Origin of the sequence: [Pseudopropionibacterium] massiliense (assembly GCF_900607225.1) — a bacterium.
GTDB lineage: Bacteria > Actinomycetota > Actinomycetes > Propionibacteriales > Propionibacteriaceae > Arachnia > Arachnia massiliensis.
This window is the reverse complement of the sequence record NZ_LR027842.1, coordinates 791,939-807,150: the sequence shown is the minus strand read 5'-3', so window position 1 is coordinate 807,150 and position 15,212 is coordinate 791,939. Positions and strand designations below refer to the sequence as shown.

General features: G+C 63.9%; 17 protein-coding genes. 15 read left to right on the top strand and 2 right to left on the bottom strand.

Annotation, left to right across the window (positions count from 1 at the left end):
- Positions 1-51: 51 nt before the first annotated feature.
- From E0E39_RS03320 to E0E39_RS03275, 10 genes are all read left to right on the top strand, one after another.
- Positions 52-804 carry an NAD(P)H-binding protein gene (locus E0E39_RS03320; RefSeq protein WP_130873472.1) on the top strand — a complete coding sequence of 251 codons (753 nt, stop codon included), beginning with the start codon at positions 52-54 and terminating at the stop codon, positions 802-804.
- A gap of 4 nt (positions 805-808) precedes the next feature.
- Entirely contained in the window at positions 809-1,378 is a 570-nt protein-coding gene (locus E0E39_RS03315) for an LbetaH domain-containing protein (protein WP_130873471.1), read from the top strand.
- Positions 1,379-1,430: 52 nt separating this feature from the next.
- Positions 1,431-1,859 (top strand): nuclear transport factor 2 family protein, encoded by a 429-nt coding sequence (locus E0E39_RS03310; RefSeq protein WP_130873470.1) that lies wholly within the window; start codon positions 1,431-1,433, stop codon positions 1,857-1,859.
- A gap of 354 nt (positions 1,860-2,213) precedes the next feature.
- A complete protein-coding gene (locus E0E39_RS03305; protein ID WP_130873469.1) occupies positions 2,214-2,780 on the top strand; it encodes a flavodoxin in 567 nt (188 codons plus the stop codon).
- Positions 2,777-3,463 (top strand): ferric reductase-like transmembrane domain-containing protein, encoded by a 687-nt coding sequence (locus tag E0E39_RS03300; protein ID WP_130873468.1) that lies wholly within the window; start codon positions 2,777-2,779, stop codon positions 3,461-3,463. The genes E0E39_RS03305 and E0E39_RS03300 overlap by 4 nt, the downstream gene beginning before the upstream one ends.
- A gap of 102 nt (positions 3,464-3,565) precedes the next feature.
- Positions 3,566-4,174, top strand: a complete 609-nt coding sequence (locus tag E0E39_RS03295) for a ferric reductase-like transmembrane domain-containing protein (protein ID WP_130873467.1) — start codon at positions 3,566-3,568, stop codon at positions 4,172-4,174.
- Between the two features lie 426 nt (positions 4,175-4,600).
- On the top strand, positions 4,601-5,476 hold the full coding sequence (locus E0E39_RS03290) for a cysteine ABC transporter substrate-binding protein (protein ID WP_130873466.1): 876 nt from the start codon (positions 4,601-4,603) through the stop codon (positions 5,474-5,476).
- Positions 5,477-5,504: 28 nt separating this feature from the next.
- Positions 5,505-6,164, top strand: a complete 660-nt coding sequence (locus E0E39_RS03285; protein WP_130873465.1) for an amino acid ABC transporter permease — start codon at positions 5,505-5,507, stop codon at positions 6,162-6,164.
- A complete protein-coding gene (locus E0E39_RS03280) occupies positions 6,145-6,825 on the top strand; it encodes an amino acid ABC transporter permease (protein ID WP_130873464.1) in 681 nt (226 codons plus the stop codon). The genes E0E39_RS03285 and E0E39_RS03280 overlap by 20 nt, the downstream gene beginning before the upstream one ends.
- Complete coding sequence (locus E0E39_RS03275; RefSeq protein WP_130873463.1) at positions 6,822-7,580, top strand: amino acid ABC transporter ATP-binding protein; 759 nt, start codon at positions 6,822-6,824, stop codon at positions 7,578-7,580. Before E0E39_RS03280 ends, E0E39_RS03275 begins: the two co-directional genes overlap by 4 nt.
- Before the next feature lie 113 nt (positions 7,581-7,693).
- On the opposite strand, the gene E0E39_RS03270 is transcribed toward E0E39_RS03275, so the two are convergent.
- Together E0E39_RS03270 and gltX are read right to left on the bottom strand one after the other, a co-directional pair.
- Positions 7,694-7,924, bottom strand: a complete 231-nt coding sequence (locus E0E39_RS03270) for a hypothetical protein (protein ID WP_130873462.1) — start codon at positions 7,922-7,924, stop codon at positions 7,694-7,696.
- Positions 7,925-8,546: 622 nt separating this feature from the next.
- Positions 8,547-9,926: a glutamate--tRNA ligase gene (gltX, locus tag E0E39_RS03265; RefSeq protein ID WP_245988401.1), complete on the bottom strand. Its 1,380-nt coding sequence runs from the start codon at positions 9,924-9,926 to the stop codon at positions 8,547-8,549.
- Positions 9,927-10,046: 120 nt separating this feature from the next.
- Between gltX and E0E39_RS03260 the strand changes: the two genes are divergently transcribed.
- The 5 genes from E0E39_RS03260 (at position 10,047) to E0E39_RS03240 (ending at position 15,190) form a co-directional block, all read left to right on the top strand.
- Positions 10,047-10,595, top strand: coding sequence for a DUF4112 domain-containing protein (locus tag E0E39_RS03260; protein WP_130873460.1), 549 nt, complete (start codon positions 10,047-10,049; stop codon positions 10,593-10,595).
- Positions 10,596-11,876: 1,281 nt separating this feature from the next.
- Positions 11,877-12,206, top strand: a complete 330-nt coding sequence (locus E0E39_RS03255; RefSeq protein WP_207302397.1) for a DDE-type integrase/transposase/recombinase — start codon at positions 11,877-11,879, stop codon at positions 12,204-12,206.
- 13 nt (positions 12,207-12,219) lie between these two features.
- Positions 12,220-12,453: an integrase core domain-containing protein gene (locus tag E0E39_RS03250; protein ID WP_130873458.1), complete on the top strand. Its 234-nt coding sequence runs from the start codon at positions 12,220-12,222 to the stop codon at positions 12,451-12,453.
- Positions 12,454-13,163: 710 nt separating this feature from the next.
- Positions 13,164-14,216: a 2,3-diaminopropionate biosynthesis protein SbnB gene (gene sbnB, locus E0E39_RS03245; protein ID WP_130873457.1), complete on the top strand. Its 1,053-nt coding sequence runs from the start codon at positions 13,164-13,166 to the stop codon at positions 14,214-14,216.
- The gene (locus E0E39_RS03240; protein ID WP_130873456.1) at positions 14,213-15,190 is read left to right on the top strand and encodes a cysteine synthase family protein; all 978 of its coding nucleotides are present in this window, start codon (positions 14,213-14,215) and stop codon (positions 15,188-15,190) included. The genes sbnB and E0E39_RS03240 overlap by 4 nt, the downstream gene beginning before the upstream one ends.
- Positions 15,191-15,212 lie beyond the last annotated feature (22 nt).

The following is a 15,212-nucleotide window of genomic DNA, read 5'->3' as shown; positions in this document are numbered from 1 at the left end:
TTCACCGCGCATAGGCTCGCGGCAACAAGTACCAACCGATGGAGCCATCCCATGTCCACTGTTCTGATCATCGGTTCCACGGGCCAGGTCGGTCAGGTCGTCGTCGAGGAGGCCATCGAACGCGGCCTCACCGTCCGCGCCCAGACCCGCAACGCAGCCAGGGCGCGGCAGACGCTTCCGGACGGGGTCGAGGTCGTCGAGGCCTCCCCCGCGTCCCCCGACGACCTGCGGCCACTCGTCGCGGATGTCGACGCGGTGGTCCTGACCCACGGCGGCGATGTGGACGGTGAGGGTGGAATCAGTTTCTACACCACCGTCGCGACGCTGCTGGAGGCGCTGGGGGACAGCAGGACCCACATCAGTCTCATGACTGCCATGAACACGAGTCGTTCGTCGGGTCCGAGCCACTACGGTTTCGTCGAGTGGAAGCGGCGCGCCGAACGACTGCTGCGCGTCTCGGGGCACCCCTACACGATCGTGCGTCCCGGCTGGTTCGACTACCAGGGGCCCGGTGACCGGCGCATCGATCTGCGCCAGGGCGATCTCGTCACGGGCCAGCCCGGCGTGGACCGGCGTCACATCGCCCAGGTCCTCCTGGCGGGTGCCACTTGCCCATCCGGGGTGCGCCGCACGGTGGAGATCTTCAGCGTCGCAGGCGATCCCGTGACGGACCTCGAATCCCTCTTCGCCACCACCCGACCGGACGAACGGGGCGCCCTAGACGGTGTCCTGGACACCAACAACGTTCCGTTGGGGGAGGAACCCGAACAGGTCCGGGACGACATCGCCCGCTTCTCCCGGTGATCCCATGCGAATAGAAGAAGACATCTGGGACCGCCTGAGCCGGGGCGACGACGTCAGCCTCTTCGAGCAGGATTACACCAACATCGTGCGCCCCGAGTTCGTCCGCTGCCGGGAGATCATGTTCCGCATCAACCAGGCTCCCCCGGCGGATCCGTCGCTGCCGGCACTGTGGGGTGATCTACTGGGACTCGGCGGCCCCCTGGACGCATCCATCAGTCTCCTGCACCCGATGCAGATCGACTTCGGGCGCCGCATCCACATCGCCCCGAAAGTCCTGATCAACCACAGTTTCACGGCCATGTCGATTGGTGGGATCACCATCGATGAGGGCACCTTCATCGGTCCCGGCGTCACCATCGTCACGGACAACCACCGACTCGACGACGTCACGATCCTCAACTGCCACCCAACCCGCATCGGGCGCGGCGTCTGGATCGGGGCCGGGGCGTCGGTGATGCCGGATGTCACGGTCGGGAACGACTCCGTCATAGCCGGCGGGGCGGTCGTCACGAAGGACGTCCCACCCCACACCGTCGTCGCAGGGGTTCCCGCACGGGTCATCCGCGAGAAGTGACGGCCTCCCCCGAAAATACCGACAACCCCGACAATCAGGAGGAAACAATCCCATGACGAACCTCTCCGAGCACAAGGAAGCCATCCGCGAGGTCATTGACCTCTTTGCCACCCTGGAGACCGACGTCGCCGAGCAGGCCAAACTGTTCACTCCCGACACCCACGTCGAGGTGTACGCCGCGGATGGCTCCCTCATGATGGAGTTCGACGGCAGGGACAGACTCATCGAGCTCTTCGGCGGAGCCATGGCGACGGTGAAGACCGCTTATCACATCAACGGTCAGCAGGTCATCACCATTGACGGCGACACCGCCACCGACGTCCATTACGGCAAGGCGCTCCTGGTTCAGCAGGAGGATGGAAAGGACGTGGTCGTGGACCACTCGATCCGCTACACCGACACCCTGGTCCTGGTGGACGGCAGGTGGCTCATCAGCCGCCGCGAACAGCACTTCGTCCTGAGCGAGACGCGGCCCCTGTGATCCGTTGGCGACAATGGCCCTCCCGGCGCCGCCCCGTTCGGCGTGCCCCGGGAGGCCAACCCCGCGCCTCGACACCTCCCCAGATCCTTCCTCGGCGGGCGCCGGGGTTCGTCGTCCCCGCCTCGTCGGCACGGTTGAATTCGATACAGGTCATGACAGTACCTGTCTTGGTGGTGGCCTTCTCGGGAAGCTGCTCCTAGGTTGGGGACATGATGACACCTGCCTCACGTCGCGCGTTTCTCACCCTGACCTCGGCAGCAGCCCTGGCCGCCGGGGGGTTGTTCGATCCTGGGCAACGACGAGAAGAGATCGAGTTCCAGCGCTCAGGGCACCGCCACGGGCCAGACCAGCCAGGTGACGGCTTCCTCGGATCCCGCTGGCACAGTCGTCGTGTACTTCTCCATGCCGGAGACCGACAAGACGACAGGGCTGACCACGGAGGAGGAGAACTCCGTGATCGTGGTGGACGGCGTGGCCCTGGGAAACACGCAGTACGCGGCCCAGCTCATCGCGCAGGGCACCGGAGCACAGATCGCCCGCATCGAAGCGGTCGACGCGTATCCGCTGAACCACGACGAGCTGATCGCCCTGGCACGAACCCAGCAGGACAACAAGGAACGCCCGGCCATCAAACCACTCCCGGACATGAGCGGCTACAGCACCGTTTTCCTGGGTTACCCCATCTGGTGGTCGGACATCCCGATGCCGCTCTACACCTTCCTCGAGGGCACGGACCTGTCCGGCAGGACCATCATCCCCTTCTGCACCCACGGCGGTTCACGACTGGCGGGAACCCCGGAGGCCATCGCCGGGGCCGCCCCCTCCGCGACGGTGGGCAGCAACGCCCTGGTGATCTCCCGTGACGACATGGAGAGCGCCCCCGACACGGTCTCCTCGTGGTTGAAGGACCTGGGTCTGTGAGCCCATCCGAGGACCTTCCCGCGTCACCCCCCGGACACGCGGAAATCGCTGAGGCGCCGCACGGCCCGTTCCCGGGATCCCGGGAACGGGCCGTGCGGTTGAAGCATCTGCTGGCCCGCCTGACCATGTGGCTCGTGGCCGTCCTGTCGCCGCTTCCCATGGTCGCCGCCTACGGAAGCCAGGCGGTGGGTCCCATGTCCATGCGTCAGGAGGTCGCCCTCGGCATCGTCGCCTACACCTGGTGGCTGCTGGCGATCCTGCTCTCCCTGCGGTGGCGGTGGCTGGAACGCCGGGTCGGTCTGGCATCCGTCCACGGACTCCACGGCATGCTGGGACTGGCCACCCTGCTCCTGGCCTGGCTCCACCAGGAATCCACCTACGGGGCCGACCCGTTGGGCGCCTGGCTGGGCACCTGGGCCTGGTACCTCTACCTCGTGACCGTGTCGTTGGCGGTCTTCTTCCTGTCGGGCTGGATTGTCGACCACGTCCCCGGAACCGCCCAGGCACGGGCCTGGCTGGAACGCGTCCTGCCCCACAACATCGGCGTCTGGATTCACCGGATCAACCTCGTGCTGGTGATCATGATCTGGGGGCACACCCATCTCCTGATCCGGCTCCGCGGCGGATATGCGGGTTTCCTCCTCCTGTTCGACGTGGTGACCGCCGCCGTCCTGATCGCGTAGGCCTGGCACGCCTGGCGTCGGCGACGTCCCAGGGCCACCGTCGCCCTCAATGAAGGGCTCACCGCGGACCTGCGTCAGCTCACCATCACCCCGGATGAGCCGGTGGAGGGGATCGAACCCGGGGATGTCTTCTTCATCAAGGTCATCTCGGCGTCCGGGGACGATTCCGGGCGCCCCCGAAGGCGAGGGATCCCCGGCGACTGGCATCCGTTCTCCGTCGTGCGGGCCGATCCCGACCGCCTGGGTTTCCTGATCCGCCAGCTCGGGGATTTCACCGGTTCGCTGTCCACCCTTCCCGTCGGTGCGCGCATCGCGTTCCAGGGTCCCTACGGCCGTTTCGGACGCATCGCGGAAGCCGGGGACGGGCGTCCCCTGGTCCTGGTGGGCATGGGAGCCGGGGCCGCGCCGCTGCTCAGCCTGCTCGACGCCCACGCGGCGAATCGCCCGGTTCATCTCCTGTGGAGCCTGCGCCCGACGGACCTGGGGGCCGCCCGGGGTCTCGTCGAGCGGTACGGGGGCACATCCCGCCTGACGTTGCAGGACCACCGTTTCACCGCGGAAACCCTGGCCTCCGAACTCGACGAGGCCGCGAAGACCGAAGGGCAGTTCTTCATCGTCGGACCTCCCCGGGCCGTCCTGGCGATGCGCCGCACCCTTCGCCGGCTCGGTGTCCCACGCGCCCGCCTCCACGACGAACGCCTCACCATGTGAGGGATCCCGGGGTGGGCAGGAAGTTCTGTCCGTCCGGCCCACGTCACGGCGCTGGTGATCGACGCCGCCGCTCTGGCGCAGTGACAACCGGAGGAACACACGGAACCCCTCCAACGTCGCCGGTCGGCCCGACAGATCCCCCGACTTGCAACACGCTCCTTCTTGACCCCGCACATGGCTCCGGCCTAGTGTCTGATCCCATGGAGCACCCCCGCATGATGCAGCTTGGCGCGCACTTCACCGCCTCCGCGTGCCGGTGTTCCCGCTCGGCCCGCCGGTTCTGACGCATCCGGAAGTCCGGATCGGTCCGGATTCCCCACCTTTGCTGCGTCATTCGCAGTTCTTCGTGCTTTCCCGACACCTTCGCGAACGGAACCGTCGCACCCACTGACGGTCAACGATCCACACCCTGAACAAGGAGTACCCATGTCCATTCCCCGTCGTCACGTCCTGGGTGGCGCACTCGCGTCGTTGACCCTGGCCCTCACGGCCTGCTCCGGGGCATCCCCTGATCCGGCCGCGTCCTCCGGCACCGGATCGGCCGGCAACGGACAGTTCCGGACCCTCGACCAGATCACGTCCTCCGGCACCGTCAGGATCGGGGTCTTCAGCGACAAGGCCCCCTTCGGGTACGTCGATGCCGAAGGCAAACCAGCAGGCTACGACGTGGTCTACGCGGAGCGAATCGGCAAGGACCTCGGCGCGAAGGTGGACTATGTTCCCGTCGAGGCCGCTTCCCGGGTCGAGTTCCTGCAGACCGCGAAGGTGGACATCATCCTGGCGAATTTCACCGTCACGCCGGAACGCAAGGAAAAGGTGGACTTCGCCAACCCGTACATGAAGGTCTCCCTCGGGGTGGTATCCCCCGATTCGGCGCTGATCACGGAGGAATCCCAGCTGGCAGGCAAGAAGATCATCGTGGTCAAGGGCACCACGGCCGAGACCTGGCTTGCCAAGAACCATCCGGAGATCGAGCCGGACAAGTACGAGCAGTACAACGACGCCACCAGTGCCCTGGCCGACGGCCGTGGGGACGCCTGGGTCACCGACAACACCGAGGCCCTCGCGTGGGCGATCGCCAGCAACGGCTTCACCGCGGGCATCACGACTCTCGGTGATCCCGACAGCATCGCGGGGGCCGTCACCAAGGGCAACGAGACGCTGTTGGCGTGGCTGAACGAGCACCTGGTCACCCTCGGCGAGGAACAGTTCTTCCACGCCGACTTCGAACAGACCCTGCGGCCCGTCTACGGCGATTCGGCGTCCGCGGAGGACCTGGTGGTCGAGGGAGGCCAGCTCTGAGCGCGGGAAGAACCACCGGGGAGCGAACATGAACTGGAGCATCGTCTTCAGTTCGGCCCCCGTCTACGCCGAGGCGGCCCTGCTCACGGTACGGGTCGCGCTGTTCGGCATCATCGGCGCCCTGCTCGTGGGGATCTGCTGTGCCGTGGCACAGCATTTCCGCGTTCCCGTGGCCCGTCAGCTGGCCGCCATCTACATCGAGGTCTCGCGCAACACCCCGCTGCTGGTGCAGCTCTTCTTTCTCTACTACGGGTTGCCGAAGCTCGGTGTGAAACTGGACCAGGAGATCTGCGCCATCATCGGGCTCGCCTTCCTGGGCGGCAGTTTCATGGCGGAGACGCTGCGCAGCGGGCTGGATGCGGTTGAGCCGATCCAGTTGCAGTCCTCCCTGAGCCTCGGCCTCACACCGTGGCAGGCGATGCGGAAGGTGATCCTGCCGCAGGCCGTCGCCGTCAGCATGCCGGGTATCACGGCAAACCTGGTGTTCCTGGTGAAGGAGACATCCGTGGTCAGCATCATCGCCCTACCCGACCTGGTGTTCAGGGCGAAGGAACAGATCGGCTCGAAATACCAGACCTCCGAGGCCCTGCTGCTGCTCGTCGTCTGCTACCTGCTCATCCTGCTGCCGGTCTCGCTTGGCGCCGGTTTCCTGGAAAGGAGGTTGCGTCGTGCAACGTTCGGGGATTGAGCTGCTCCTCCAGGGACGAAACTTCCCACGGCTGCTCGAGGGCTTGTGGGCCAGCGCATCCATCGCCCTGATCGCCATGGCCTTCTCGATCATTCTCGGGATCGGGCTGGGCATCGTCATGACGTCGAGAAACCCGGTGGTGAAGCTGCTCACCCGCATCTACCTGGAGGTGGTGCGGATCATGCCGCAGATCGTGCTGTTGTTCCTGGTGTTCTTCGACCTGGCCCGCTATCTCGGCGTCAACCTCGACGGCCAGGCGGCGGCCATCGTCGTGTTCACGCTGTGGGGCACGGCCGAGATGGGCGATCTGGTGCGCGCCGCAATCACGTCGATCCCGAAACACCAGTACGCCAGCGCGCAGGCGCTCGGACTGACGCCCTGGCAGGTGCAGCGTCACGTCGTGCTGCCCCAGGCCGCACGACGGCTGCTTCCCACCACCATCAACCTGACCAACCGCATGATCATGACCACCCCCCTGGTGGCTCTCATCGGTGTGGTCGAGGTGTTGAAGGTCGGTCAGCAGATCATCGACGTCAATCGTTTCACCCATCCCGACGGTGCCCTGTGGATCTACGGCACCGTGCTGATCATGTACTTCGTCGTGTGTTTCCCGATCTCCTGGGGCGCGCGGCGTCTCGAGAGGAAGTGGGCCACCACATGACCCCAACGCTGCGAATCTCCGGTTTGGGGAAGAACTACGGGAACCTCCGGGCCCTGGACGGAATCGACCTGGAGGTCGCCCCCGGTGAGGTGATCGCCGTCGTCGGGCCCTCCGGCTGCGGAAAGTCAACGCTGCTGCGTTGCCTGAACGGCCTGGAGGCGATCACGGACGGCACCGTGGAACTGGACGGCGTCGTCATCACCGGTCCCGGGACGCACTGGACCGAGATCCGCCAGCGCGTCGGAATGGTGTTCCAGAGCTACGAGCTGTTTCCGCACCTGAACGTGATGGACAACCTGCTGCTCGGTCCACGCCTGGTGCAGAGACGCGAACGTGACGAGGCCGCGAAGGAAGCCATGGGGCTGCTGGAACGCGTCGGACTCGCCGAGAAGGCGAGGTCGCTGCCACGCGAGCTGTCGGGGGGACAGAAACAGCGGGTCGCGATCGTGCGGGCGTTGATGATGCACCCGGAACTGCTGCTGCTCGACGAGATCACCGCATCCCTGGATCCGGAGATCGTCCGGGAGGTCCTCGACGTGGTATTGGAGCTGGCCGCCGATGGCATGACCATGCTCATCGTCACCCACGAGATGCCCTTCGCACGGGCGATCGCGGATCGGGTGGTGCTGATGGATGCGGGCCGGATCATCGAGATCGCTCCGCCGGAGAAGTTCTTCACCGCTCCCGAGACGGAACGCGCACAGGCGTTTCTCAAGACGTTCGAGTTCGACTCCGTCCGCCACCGGAAGAACTGACGAGGTGGCGCGAACCGGGGCCTCGCTCGCATGGCGGTTCTCAGCCGCGTCGTTTCAGAAACCGACCACGGTGCTCGCGCAAACCTCGGCGTGGTGTTCACCGCGCACCGCAGTCACTTTTCACGGACCGTTTCCGCATCCTTCCAGAAGAACCCCAGATACATGACGACACAGAGGAAACCCAGCAACCAGAAAAACTGGCTTCTGCCGGACAACTGCGGATAGAGGAGGAGGGGCATCAGCAGACTGGGCGGCAGGAACAGCAGACGCCACCACTTGTTCAAACCCATCCGCGAGACGATGACGGCGGCCACAGCCAGCAGCAGCAACAGACCCCAGGCCAAGAAAATCATCGAGAAACAGAGCCCCTATCTCAGGCGTAGCACCGAGTCAACCAAGAAACAACTTTGATCGGGGAGAGCGGAATGAACTTGACCGAAACGCACCTCCCCTCGCTGGCGGCACCTCCGACCACAGCACTCAAGACACCGCACGCCGCCGCCAAGGCCTTTGATGCGGTAAAGTCCGGCACCACCGCCATGACCGCGCCATCAGCACCCTTGGCCCACGCGGGATCGATCACTCCAACGGGCTCACCACACTCGCCACCCCGACGAATGATTACGCGACCATCTTCCATCTGCTCAAGATGTCACCCTGGAAAGCTCACCACCATGTCGGAAGCGTCGGACTTCTCTTCTACAACTTTGACGACCTGAAATCCATCATTCATTTCACGAAACGCCGCACGATCTTGCGCGATTTCACACACATGCGCTTACCCTGAAGTGATGACATTACGCCTCCACATCGCCTTTACGAGAGAGATTTTCCGAATATACCTCTCGAATCACAGCGAAGGCAGATAACCAAAGTTAACAGCTTGGCGCTTTCACAGGTGGGCCCCACCGGCGCAATCTTCTGGTGAGGGGGCGGCCAAGGATTCGAGAGCCAGAGGCCCGCCGTTCAGAGGGTCTCGCGAAGCGCGCGCAGTCTCGTGAGAGTCTCCTCGCGACCCAGGATCTCCATGGATTCGAACAACGGGGGCGACACCTTCGCCCCGGTCAATCCGACCCGCAGCGGCCCGAAGGCGAACTTCGGTTTGATGCCCAGCCCGTCGACGAGTTTCTCCCGCAGCCCGGCCTGAATCGATGCGGCGTCGAAGGGCACCGCCTCCAGCACCTCGATCCCGGCGTCGAGAACCTCCGCGGCGTTGCCGGGCAGCGCCGCGCGGGCCGCTTCCTCGATCTCCACCCGGTCGGTGAACAGGAAACCAAGCTTCGGCAGGGCATCGCCCAGCAGGGTCATGCGTTCGCTGACCAGCGGCACCGCCCTGCGCAGCACGTCGACGTCGATGGCAGCGTCCCAGTCGCCGCGTTCGGTGTGGAAGGCGACGATCCGTTCGGTCAGTTCGTCGGCACTGAGGGCGCGGATGTAGTGGCCGTTCAGCCAGTCCAGTTTCTTCACGTCGAAAACCGGGCCGGTGGTGTTGACCTTGTCCCAAGAGAAGTTTTCGACGAAATCCTCGAAGGTGGCCACCTCGGAGTCGTCGTCGGCGGGCGGATACCCGAGCAGCTGCAGGAAATTGCGGACGGCCTCCGGCAGGTAGCCCTGTTCGCGGAACCACATCAGGCGGGCGGCCGGGTTGCGGCGCTTGGAGATCTTCGACCTGTCGGTGTTGCGCAGCAGCGGCATGTGTGCGTACTGCGGTTCGGGGAAACCGAGCCAGCGGTACAGCAGGAGGTGTTTCGGGGTGGAGCTGATCCACTCCTCGCCACGCACCACCGTCGTGATCCCCATCAGGTGGTCGTCGACGACCACTGCCATGTGGTAGGTGGGGAAACCGTCGGCCTTCAGGATCACCTGGTCGTCGGGGAAGGGGGCCTTCACCTCGCCGCGGATGATGTCGGTGAAGGTCAGGGGCGCGTCGTCGGGCACGAGCATCCGCACCACCGGGGTCTCGGTGAATCCAGGAAGCTTCGCGCGTTCCTCGCGGGTCTTCCCGAGGCAGAGCCGGTCGTAACCGGTCCTGGCCGCCTTCGTGGCGTCCTGTTCCTTGCGCAGCTCCGCGAGTCGCTCCGAGGAGCACCAGCAGTGGTAGGCGTGCCCGTCGGCGATCAGCCGCTCGACGAACGGCCGGTAGGTGTCGAGCCGCTCCGATTGCCGGTAGGGCCCGAACTCGCCGCCCTCCAGCGGCCCCTCGTCGGGAGAGAGCCCGAGCCAGGCGAGGGTGTCGTGGATCTGCTGCTCGCTGCCCGCCACGAGCCGGTTCTGGTCGGTGTCCTCGATCCGCAGCACGAACGCACCACCGGTTTTGGCGGCCCACGCCTTGTCGAACAGGGCCATGAACGCGGTACCGACGTGCGGATCGCCGGTCGGAGAAGGGGCAACTCGGGTGCGGGCAGGTAGCTGGGCAGTCATAGTGGACCCAGCCTAGTGGTTGAGGCCGTGTGGGAAGCTAAAACCATGCGCGATCCCCACCGACTGCCCCAGCCCGCCGCGGTACCCCCGGCGAACCTCAACGAGCCCGTCGAGCAGGAGCTACCCGATAGCCCGACAGTGCTGAGCCAAAAACTGGTGTGGTGGCTCGACGAGGCGTTTTTCGTGCCCGGCACAAAGTTCCGATTCGGCCTGGATCCGATCCTCTCGCTCGTCCCCGTCGTCGGGGGTGCCGTGCCAGCTGCGCTCGGCTGGACGATCCTGTTCGACGCGATCCGCCTTCGCGCCCCGATCCCCGTGCTCACCAGGATGGTCTTCAACGCCGGCATCGACTGGCTCATCGGTTCGATCCCCTTGATCGGCAACGTCTTCGACTTCGCTTGGCGCTGCAACACCAGGAACCTGAAGCTTCTAGAGCGCACCATCAACGACCGGGAGCAGGTGCGCCGCGCTTCGATCGCCTACCTCATCACGTCCCTGGCCGTGGTACTCGGTGGCGCCCTCCTGCTGCTAGGCGCCTTCGTTGCGAGCGCCATCTGGTTGGTGACGCAGGTGCTCGGCCTCTGGTCGCGCTGACCAGGCACTCGGCACGATCCCGGCCGGCAACGGCGTCATACCGACTAGCTCCACTGCAACGACTTCGAGGATCGCCGCAACCCACTTGCACTTTCCCGGCCTTCGAAACGCAAGTCACTAGGCGCTTCATTTCCCTGCCGTACAGGCGAGGCTGATCTATCATTCCCGGAACGCGCCGACAGCATTAGTCACCACCACCGAAGCGGCCGCGAAGGGCCTTGCCCGGCACGTGCGGTCTAAGCGCGACCTCGTGAGGGTGAGGTGCCGGGCCTCTCCCCGTGCGGCGGGCGCCCCCCAGCCTTGAACCTCTCGGGGGTTCATGTCCCCACCCGGGCACGCATAGCTCGCACAAAACAAAATCTTGCCGCTGGGTAGCCAATCAAAAATCACCCCCAGCAGGCAAAGAAGCTTATTCTTGGCCCTTCCCAAGTGCGTGCTGACTAGGAGGTTTTCTGACTGATGCGCCGTCTGTGAATAAGCCTCAGGATCTGTATCATGTCAGCATCGAAGCACGGCGAAAAGTTCAAGCAGCAGGTCGTGTCGGGTGGTCGTTGAGAAGTCCCGCACGATCAGTGAGGTGGCGAAGTCCTACGATCTGATCGCGCAAACCGCGGGAAACTGGGTCAACAAGTGAAGGAAAACCCATTCCGGCGTTGAAGGCGAGGAAACGACAGCGGCTCAACTTGCTGAGCACAAGAAAAACAAAGCCGAGCTGCGTGAGGCCTGGACGGGAGACGGACTTCAGAGATAAAGCGGTGGCCTTCTTCGTGCGGAGGCCCGACAAAAGCACGATACGCGTACATCCGCCACAAAGAAGGTAACTACCCGACCAGCTTGACGTGCCGCTGCCTGGAGGTACCGCATTTCGGCTACTACACCTGGCGGGGCAGGGGCATATCGGAAACCCGAAAACACTGTGAAGAACTCGCCATTTTTGTGACGCATTTCTTCAATGAGGCTTATTCACAAACGACATGTCGACCGGCAAACCCCCGCCCAGACCGCAGCTGAGGTTGACCGCGAATAAGCCTCAATGAGTCCAAACAGATCCACTGCTGTAGCCCGCATAAAACAAAATCTTGCCACTGGGTGGCCAATCAAAAATCACCCCTGCAAGCAAAGCCCCTAGTCAGAACCAGGTTGGCCTCCATTGCTCCTTGGTCGCGGGGAAAGAATTTTGTTCAAAGGGCGCCATATAGGCGGATCCACAAAGTCCTGGAACGCAATGGCGTTGCAACCAGTCCGGAGACAGTACGCAAGCTCATGCGCCCGGAGGACCTGGTGACGTGTCAGCCCCGCCCCAGGGCCCGCGCCACCGCGCCGGCGGCCCACCTGGCGGGACGTCCCGGCCTGATCGAAAAAGACTTCACAGCCGATACTCCAACCCGGAATCCGGTGGGCGACATCACCTACATTCACACCAGGGAAGGATTCGTGTATCTCGCGACCGTGATGGACTGCTACTCGAAAGGAATTGTTGGCTACGCCATGGCGGAACACATGCGAACCGAATTGCCTCAAACCGCTTTGGACATGGCGGTGCGGAACTCCCGGCCCGTCAAGGGTGTGACGATTCTCCCATTCAGGTTCGGGGATCGCGGTATACATTGACTACACCAACACCATGAAACAGTATGGCGTTCTCACATCACTGGGAAGAATCGGCGTCCGCTACGACAACGCCACAGCGGAATCGTTCAACGCCACACCCAAGAAAGAACTCGTCAACCGGAAGATCTACCGAACCAGAAGAAAAACGATCAAGGATGTGACATCATGGATTGAACACTGCCACAAGCAGACCACGCTTCATTCCTCGCCCGGGTACCGCACCCCGAACGAAGTCCTTCAGGGTTGAAGGAAAACCGAGACAGCAACCTAAATCATGGAGGCCTATCACAGGCGGCGCGTTGGCCAGCGAAACCCTTAGTCAGAGCACACTTGAGGATGGCTGTGAATAAGCCTCATGATCCAAGTTTTTCGCTGCCGTTCACAAAACCTATAGCAGTCCACACCGGCCGCGCGCGGTAGGAGTATTTGCGACCACGCGTCTTCCGACGGTCGATCACCGCGGCCGCGGCCACCGCCCGGCCAAGGGCTATTTCAGCCGGGCGACGAGCTGCTGACGGGCATGGTCCCGGTTCCAGCCCGCGACCTCAATCACCTGGCTCAGGATCGCTGTCCTGCCCTTCTTCGATGTCACAGCATAGGCTGGGCGTACTTCTTGGTGAGCTCAACCCTGACCGCCATCGACAACTTCTCTCGAACCTCCACACCCCGTCATGACTAGCCCCGACGTTCCCGGGGGAACTACGTGAGATACGCCCCCCACCCACGCGGGGACTCTACGTGAGTGTCGTTCGGGGCATCTCAGCAAACCGGCCCTCAACAGGTGGGGCAAACTTTGGTATTGTCTGTGACTCGTACTCTACAACTTCACAACCTTCATCTGGCGTCTACGTAATCACTCGCTGCCACGGCTCTCATATCCCCCAGATAGCGATCTTCGCGAGATCGGCTGCGGCTGGAATGCTTTGACACGCCCGAATAACCCTCCAGGAGGCTGTCATGCCCGAATCGCGTTACCCCGACTTCGGCCTTATGCTGATCGATGCACGTGCCGTCAGCGCGACACTCGATGAGGATGAGCAGCACACGCTAACGGTCATCCACGATGCCTACCTCGCCTTCGACCGAGGTGAGTGCGTCAACCCGCCTTCGCTCTTCCTGCGCTTCCCGACCTTGCCGAGTTGTCGTACCATCGCTCTGCCTGCGATTTCGGCGTCTCCGTCGCCGATGGCTGGGATCAAATGGATCAGTTCCTTTCCGCAGAACGTCGCGCGGGGGTTCGCGCGAGCCTCCTCTGTCATCGTCCTCAACGACATGGAGTCGGGGTACCCGATCGCGCTCCTGGAAGGCTCGGTCATCTCCGCGACGAGGACTGCGGCATCGGCAGCGATCACCGCGCGCGCGCTACTCCCGCAGGGAGCAACCTGCCTGGGGATCATCGGGGCGGGTCTGATCGCGCGCGAAACGCTTCGTTACTTAGCGGCCGCCGGCATCAAGCCGGCCGTGATCCGGGTCCACGACCTCGATCCCCGACGCGCCGTAGCGTTCGCCGAACAAGCGGCCCGGCATGTTCCTGGGGCGAAGTTCGAGACCGTCGGCGTTGAGGAAGCCCTCAGTGCGAGCGAACTCGTGGTCTTCGCCACGATCGCTTCCGAGCCACACGTGCATGATGCCTCGCTCTTCGCGCACCATCCAGTCGTGCTCCACCTGTCCTTGCGCGATCTGGACCCCGCCATCATCTTGAGTGCCGAGAACATCGTGGATGACTTTGAACACGTCACGACCGCGAACACATCGATCCACCTAGCTTCCCAGGCCGACTCGGCCGGTGAGGTCGAGACCCAGACAATCGGCTCCTTGCTCATGGCTCCAAGGAACGAGGGCCGGCGGGAGCGCACGACGATCGTCTCGCCGTTCGGACTCGGTGTGCTGGACATTGCCCTCGGCACAGACGTGGCTGAGCGATGCCGCGCCTCCGGGCGGGGAACCCATCTCGCGGAGTTTTTCTCCGGTGACACCGTGCCGCTGACCGCTGACGGGATGGCCTCATGATCATCAGCGAGCCATGCCAGTTCAACATCCCTGACCTTTTCATCGACATCCCGGAGAGCAACGGACGTTTGCTGCTCAAGTACGAGGGCATGAACTTCGCGGGATCGATCAAGTTCAAGACGGCTGCCGCTCTGGTGGCCTCCCTTGAGGAGTCCGGGAAGCTCCGCCCGGGAATGACGCTAGTGGAGAGCACGTCTGGCAGCCTCGGGATCGCGCTAGCGCAGATCGGTGCTGTGCGCGGCTACCACGTCGTGTGCGTCATCGACCCGCGGTGTTCGCTCCGATCGCGGCAGTTGATGCTCAGCTTGGGGGCCAGGTTGGAGCTCGTGACGGAAGCGCACCCGACAGGCGGTTTCCTCGGCGCCAGGCTCGATTGCGTGCGAAAACTACTCGCCGCAGATCCCGACTGCGTATGGACGGACCAATACCATAACCCGGCAAACTGGCAGGTACACAGGAGCCACACGGGTATGGAGATCGTGCGTGCGTTCCCCAACCAGCTCGACGTGGTGTTCGTTGGCATCGGGACTGCGGGTACCGGCATGGGCGTTGCCCATAGCATCCGGGAGCATTCACCAGGAACGGCTCTGGTCGCGATCGACGTCGTCGGCTCGGTGACCTTCGGCGGGCCACCCGGGACGCGCTATTTCTCCGGCCTTGGCGCGGGTGTGCAACCGGTGTTCTTCGACCGGGCGATGTTCGACGACACGCTCCTCGTCACCGAAGAGGAGACGGTCATCGAGTGTCGTCATCTGGCGCGGCGCGGCTTCGTGCTCGGAGCGTCAACCGGATCGGTACTTGCGGGAGCCAGGCGTTGGCTGTCCGAGCACTCGTGGCGCGACGATCTTTTATGCGTCGCCGTGGCGCCGGACGGCGGGGATCCATACCTCACGACGCTGTACGATGATGACTGGGTCACGACGACATTCGGTCCCGAGGTTCTGGACCTGGAGCGGAAGCTGGCCGCCCGGTGAGTGCCTTGGCTGCCCCTCCGCG